This is a genomic window from Streptomyces sp. NPDC005423, from assembly GCF_040606415.1.
Classification (GTDB): Bacteria; Actinomycetota; Actinomycetes; order Streptomycetales; family Streptomycetaceae; genus Streptomyces.
Genome location: NZ_JBEXET010000095.1, coordinates 1 through 5,381, shown reverse-complemented (window position 1 = coordinate 5,381; position 5,381 = coordinate 1). Strand labels below are relative to the sequence as shown.

6 protein-coding genes are annotated in these 5,381 nt (G+C 67.7%); all 6 read left to right on the top strand.

All coding sequences use genetic code 11. The features are described from left to right. Nucleotides 1-753 precede the first annotated feature (753 nt). The 6 genes from ABZT12_RS39080 (at nt 754) to ABZT12_RS39055 (ending at nt 5,291) form a co-directional block, all read left to right on the top strand. Entirely contained in the window at nt 754-1,101 is a 348-nt protein-coding gene (locus tag ABZT12_RS39080) for a hypothetical protein (protein WP_356394587.1), read from the top strand. Nucleotides 1,102-1,183: 82 nt separating this feature from the next. After that, on the top strand, nt 1,184-1,675 hold the full coding sequence (locus tag ABZT12_RS39075; protein WP_356394584.1) for a hypothetical protein: 492 nt from the start codon (nt 1,184-1,186) through the stop codon (nt 1,673-1,675). Between the two features lie 238 nt (nt 1,676-1,913). Next, on the top strand, nt 1,914-2,918 hold the full coding sequence (locus ABZT12_RS39070) for a DUF932 domain-containing protein (protein WP_356394581.1): 1,005 nt from the start codon (nt 1,914-1,916) through the stop codon (nt 2,916-2,918). A gap of 285 nt (nt 2,919-3,203) precedes the next feature. Then, on the top strand, nt 3,204-3,665 hold the full coding sequence (locus tag ABZT12_RS39065) for a hypothetical protein (protein ID WP_356394578.1): 462 nt from the start codon (nt 3,204-3,206) through the stop codon (nt 3,663-3,665). Nucleotides 3,666-4,015: 350 nt separating this feature from the next. Further along, nucleotides 4,016-5,032: a hypothetical protein gene (locus ABZT12_RS39060; RefSeq protein WP_356394575.1), complete on the top strand. Its 1,017-nt coding sequence runs from the start codon at nt 4,016-4,018 to the stop codon at nt 5,030-5,032. Nucleotides 5,033-5,117: 85 nt separating this feature from the next. Next, nucleotides 5,118-5,291, top strand: coding sequence for a hypothetical protein (locus ABZT12_RS39055; protein ID WP_356394572.1), 174 nt, complete (start codon nt 5,118-5,120; stop codon nt 5,289-5,291). The last annotated feature ends 90 nt before the right edge of the window (nt 5,292-5,381 follow it).

Genomic DNA, 5,381 nt, shown 5'->3' with positions numbered 1-5,381 from the left:
GGCCGGTGCCGTCATCGGCGGCTGCGTAGTGGCCGGGGCGGTGGAACGGGCGTCCCAGTGGTGGGCGTCCTCCGGCCCGACGGCGAAGCCTCCGGCACGAAAAGAGGGGCGGAGAGGGTTTGTGCCTCCGGCACAAATTCGGCTGCTGATTTTTAATTGTGAGAGTGGAAAGTCCGGGTTTGAGTTGGGGTTTAGGTTGAAGATTCGTCATGCGAGGTTTCCTGGGAGGGGTTCAGGGGGAATCTCCGATTCCCTTAAAACCGAGGGGACTTGAAATTGTATTCCGTGAGGGAAAGTAAATCACGGAATACGAAGGAAGGGCAATAGGGCCCCTCCGGGGCCCGATCGCCCGTTGAGCCGTCGAGGGCGGCCTGCCTCCGGCAGACCGCATGCGGTCCGGACGTACCAGCGCCCGAGCGCGGAGGCCCCGCCGACGCGCAACTGAAACCCCTGGCCCCGATCCCCGAGGCCGCCGCGCCGCCCTAGCCCGCCCCCCACCTTTCTTCTCATTCGGGCAGGGAGAGCGGCAGCAGAGGGGATGTCAGCTTTCCCAACCACAGGTAATAGCCCATCTGACCTGGGGTGTTGGAGAGGCCGACCACTGGCCGAGGGCAGGGGATGACGCAAGAGATAGGGCAGGAGATTGCGCATGAGGTGGTGCAACAGATCAAGCATGCTGTATTATGGAACATGTCGGAAGGGGTGGCCCCCTAACCGTCACCGCCGAACGTTCGTCAACAGAAAGGCGTAAGCGTGGAAATCGTCATATGCGGAGGCAAGGTAGCTCCCAGCGCAGTCGAAATCACGACCCCTCAGGCTGCGAAAGCTCGCCGAATCGCCAATTTCCTCCCGCGCCCGGAACTCCTCCGAGACGCCGTCATCGAGCACAACCAGGACGACAACACCACGTCAATTCGGTTTGAGACCACGGCCGGTCCTATCCGAATTCTCCTGCCGGTCGCTCAGGGTTTCGAATTCCACATCATCCACGACAGCGAAACCGGCCCCCGCATTCTCGGGACGTTCCGAGGAACATCCCTTTCGGTGCGAGCCGTCGCATTCCGCATCAGTGAATTCCTCCGGACGCGCGGACTGAAGTAGGAGGAGATTTCGGGGGGCCCGGTTTACCTGGCCCCCCGGAGAGCCACAGCGCTTAAACCACCGGAGGGAAATCACTGTGAGCATGACGAGCATCGAGCCCGCCCACCGCGCCGTTCCGGCGACCGAGGGTGAGCGAGAGCAGATGAAGGCCGCTTTCAAGGCAGTACTGGAACAGCTCCCCGAGAACAGCAGTCTTCCGCACGATGTGCGCGAGTTGGCCCGGCGCCTGTTCGAGGTGGGATGGATCTCTGGCGTACGGACCGGACACACCGGGCCCGCGCTGGCCGACGTGCCGTTGCCGCCCCACACGTTCGGTACGGTCCTGTCCAACCTGTCGGCCGCCGTGCACGCGGACAGCGGCCCAAGCCTCGGACAGTTGGTCAGCTATCACGGGTCGCAGGAGTGCTGCCACGGCCGCTACTGGGTGACGCGCATTGAGCGCGAGCTGGACCGCCGAGAGCGAGAGTCCGTGCTCTACCGCCTCAGCGAGTACACGAACGGCGCATTCGTCACCGCACTGACCGGAGTCCACACGTGGAGCGTCACGGCATTGCCGCAGCACTGGCAGCAGTAGGCCCACGCAAGAAGGCAACTGATCATAAGGCAGAGGATCGTCGGGCAGGAAGAATGACCTGACCCGGCACAAGCCGTCGCAGTCGTATCCGCAGGTCAGCAGGGCACCTCTGAGGGTGGACAGGCCAGGGAAATAAAGGGTTGCTCCACCCCCAGAGTTAGGTATTATGGAACTCGTTCGGAAGGGTTGGCCCCCTGCCGGACACGCCGAAAGTTCGTCACCAGAAGGGAAGCCCCAAGTGGCTCACGAGATCGAGCAGTTCACCGACGGGACCGCCGCTTTCGCCTCCGCCAACACGAGCGCCTGGCACAAACTTGGCACTGTCACCAACGGCGCGATGACTGCCGAGGAGGCCATGCGCATCGCGTCTCTGTCCGGCTGGAACGTGCGACTCCTCCCCCTGACCGCGACCGAGATCACGGCCGACGGAACCACGCCGCTGGAGGTACGGCAGCACTTCGCGACCGCGCGCACGCACCCGAAGACCGGTCGCACTCAAACGCTCGGAGTGGTCGGCAGCGACTACTACCCCGTGCAGAACGAGGAGCACGCCGAATTCCTCGATCTTCTGGCCGACGAGTCCGGCGCGCACTTTGAGACCGCCGGATCGCTCAAAGACGGCCGTCAGGTGTTCCTGACCATGAAGCTGCCACAGGGTCTCACGATCGGCGGGAACGACGACGTTGATCTGTACATCGCAGCGTTCAACAGCCACGACGGAGGCTCAGCGTTCCGCATCGTGGTGACACCGGTCCGGGTGGTGTGCGCGAACACCATGCGCGCGGCCATCCACGGAGCCCGGTCCTCGTTCGTCGTGCGGCACACCGCCGGAGCTAAGGCCCGTATCGCGCAGGCCCGTTCTGCCCTCGGCCTGACATTCCGGTACGCCGAGGAGTTCGAGCAGGCCGCACAGCGCATGATCGAAGCCGAGATGACGCTCAGCGAGCTGAAGTCAGTGGTGGACGAGCTGTGGCCGGTCAAGGACAGCGACCACCCCCGCGCCAAGACCAACCAGCGCCAGCGGTGGGGGGCGATCTCGAACCTGTTCGAGATCGCCGACACCCAGGCCGGTATCCGGGGCACGCGGTGGGCCGGGTACAACGCGCTCACTGAGTACGCCAACCACGTCGCTCCGACCCGGGGCAAGACCGACGCCGAGAAGGCGGACTCCCGCGCAGAGCGGGTCATCAGCGGCGCGGCGAACGACCTGATGGAGAAGGCATTCGCCCTCACCACGGTCTGACCCCCTGACCGCCGGGTGGGCACCCCAACCCCCCACGGGGGTGCCCACCCGGCCCCACCGGCCAGCAGCGGCCGCACCCGGCCCCGAGCGCGGAGCGCTCACCCCGCAGCAGAAGCGCGGAGCGCTGCTCGCCGGCCCCTGCCGCGTAGCGGCACGAGTCGCGTCTGCGGAGCAGACCGCGCGCGCCCAAGAACACGTCCGCCCCTTCCTGTACCTAGGCCGCGCCGACAGACGCCCAGCAGCTCGACGCCCACCGCCCACCCACCGCCCCACGGAAGGCCATCCATGCCTGAGATCGTGCCCGCCCCGCGGCTGTTCATCGGAAGCCGGGTCACCTACGGCGGACCCACCAACGTTCTCCACGGGTGTTCGCTGCTGGTTCTGCCGTGCCGGACGAAGAGCCGCTGTCTGGCCTGCGACGAGTGGGACCAGGACAACAGCGGCCTACAGGCCGACCGAGAACACTTCATGATCCTGGACCTCACCACGGGCACGTACGTGAAGCACGCGGCCCGGGGGGAGTTGACCCCGATTCCGCACGAGTGGCCCTCGGACGCTGTTCCGTTCAACATCAACGGCTACTGGTACGCCGCCGCCTACACCACGGCGGGAGGAAGCGACCGGGCTAGGACGGTGCACTTCTACGCCGCCGAGGACTACATGGGGCGCACCTGGTGCCGCTTCGAAAACCTCACGCCCGACGTGCGCCGCCTGGACGAGCAGGGCCGCCGCCGCCCCGTCATCTGACCGGGTCCCGCGCACCACAGCGCGCGCGTGACTCCCCCGCCCGCCGCGCGCAGCTAGCTCCCCAACCCATCAAAGCCGCCGTGACGGCCGCCCTGGAGGCAGCTGCACCATCCTGGCAACCCTGATCGTGCAGACCGAGCAGGCCCGATGCCCGGTCGTGTGCGGGTGGCGGATGGTTGCACGCCGTGACGAGCACCATCGTGCAGGCCGCCGTAAGGCCGTACGGGAGCAGCTCAGCGCCTGTCCCCCGCGCGTACCCCGCCCCGTTCCTCCCGGACCCGTTTGTCACGGGCTGAAGTCACCGTCCCTATCAACTTCCCATTTCTGTAGGCCCCGTGAGGAGACGTTCTGTGATCACCCTTACCACGCCGTCCGGTGCCGTCCGCGCCGTCCCGTCCGAGGCGGACTCGGCCGGAGCCGTGCGCTACCGCCTCACCGGTGCCGCCAGCGGAACCGTCCATGTGACCGCGACCAGCAGCCCCGCCCGGTGGGACCAGTTCAACGCCGTCCGAGCCACCCTCGGATCCGCCAGCGCGCGGGAGTGGCCCGCCGAGCCGCTGATACGCATCCGTGGCCGCGCCTACCAGGGCAACACCATCCGGGTTCTGGCCTACTCCGCCGACGTGCCCTGGGGGTGGTTGGAACGCGACCTGACCGACACCGACGACCGGCCGGCGCCTCCGCAGGCCGGCCAGACGCTATCCGCCATCCTGCGCGCGTGCGCCGGCCACTACTCCGCGCGCAGCGACTTCCCCAGCCTCCAGCACGCGGCCCGCCTCCATGACACCCCGCAGCTGCTGAGGTGGCTGGACGCGATGATCTCGGACGCCGAACGGGCGCAGGCTCGCTTGCTGGAGGAGGCCGAGGCCCACCGGGTCCAGGCCGCCCGCAGTCTGGCCGCCTGGTGGACTCTGGCCCGCTGGTTCACCGCCCGTCCGCACCCGGTGCTCGCACTCCTACTGGCACCGGCCCGCGAGAGCCTGGCCCACCGTGCCGAATACCTCTCGAAGTGGGCTGAGGTCAGCACGCGCGCAGCCGAGGACGTGGGCCGCCGTCTGACGCTCTTCCGGTCGGAGTACGAGGGGTTGGCCCGGGCCGCCGCCGCGCCGGAGAGCCAGGACCGCCCGTACTTCGTGGTCGGCCAGTGGAAGGGCGGCGGCGACGTCGACATCTGGCACGTCGAGGAGGCCCCCACCGATCCGGGCGAACTGTCCGACCAGTGTGAGCAGCACACCGTGGCCGCCGAAGACGCGTTCGGCAGCGTCGAGATCGTCTACGCCGCCAGCCCGGAAGCCGCAGCCGAGCAGGCCCGCCGGGAGGCGAGCGAGACCAGCGAACGCATCCACCGCGAGCTCACCCGCCCGTAGGCCGATACGGCCGCTCCCCCGGGGTGGCCTACCGCCAGGCCGCCCCGGCCCCGCCCTCGCCCCTGATCACGAGGAGAGACGACCCGTGGCAACGTTCGCGCCCGCCACCCCGGAGCGCTGCGCCCATCTCGGCCGCGCCCTCACCGCCGCCAGCCTTGCCTGGAGCGACAACGGCCGCCAGGACGACCCGCAGTTCCTTACCTACACCGTGACCGACCCGCACGGCCGCGCGTGGCGGGTCAGTCCGGTCACCAACTAGTGTCCTGCGCCAGTAGTTGATCGTTAGTAGTGGTATGACTTCTGCTGCTGGTGCGTCAGTTCCTCGTCGGGGCCCGAGGCTGGAGCCGTT

What these genes read in the sequence shown, in the direction of transcription:
- ABZT12_RS39065 (WP_356394578.1), top strand. Translation starts at nt 3,204, where the DNA reads ATGCCTGAGATCGTGCCCGCCCCGCGGCTGTTCATCGGAAGCCGGGTC.
- ABZT12_RS39075 (WP_356394584.1), top strand. Translation starts at nt 1,184, where the DNA reads ATGACGAGCATCGAGCCCGCCCACCGCGCCGTTCCGGCGACCGAGGGT.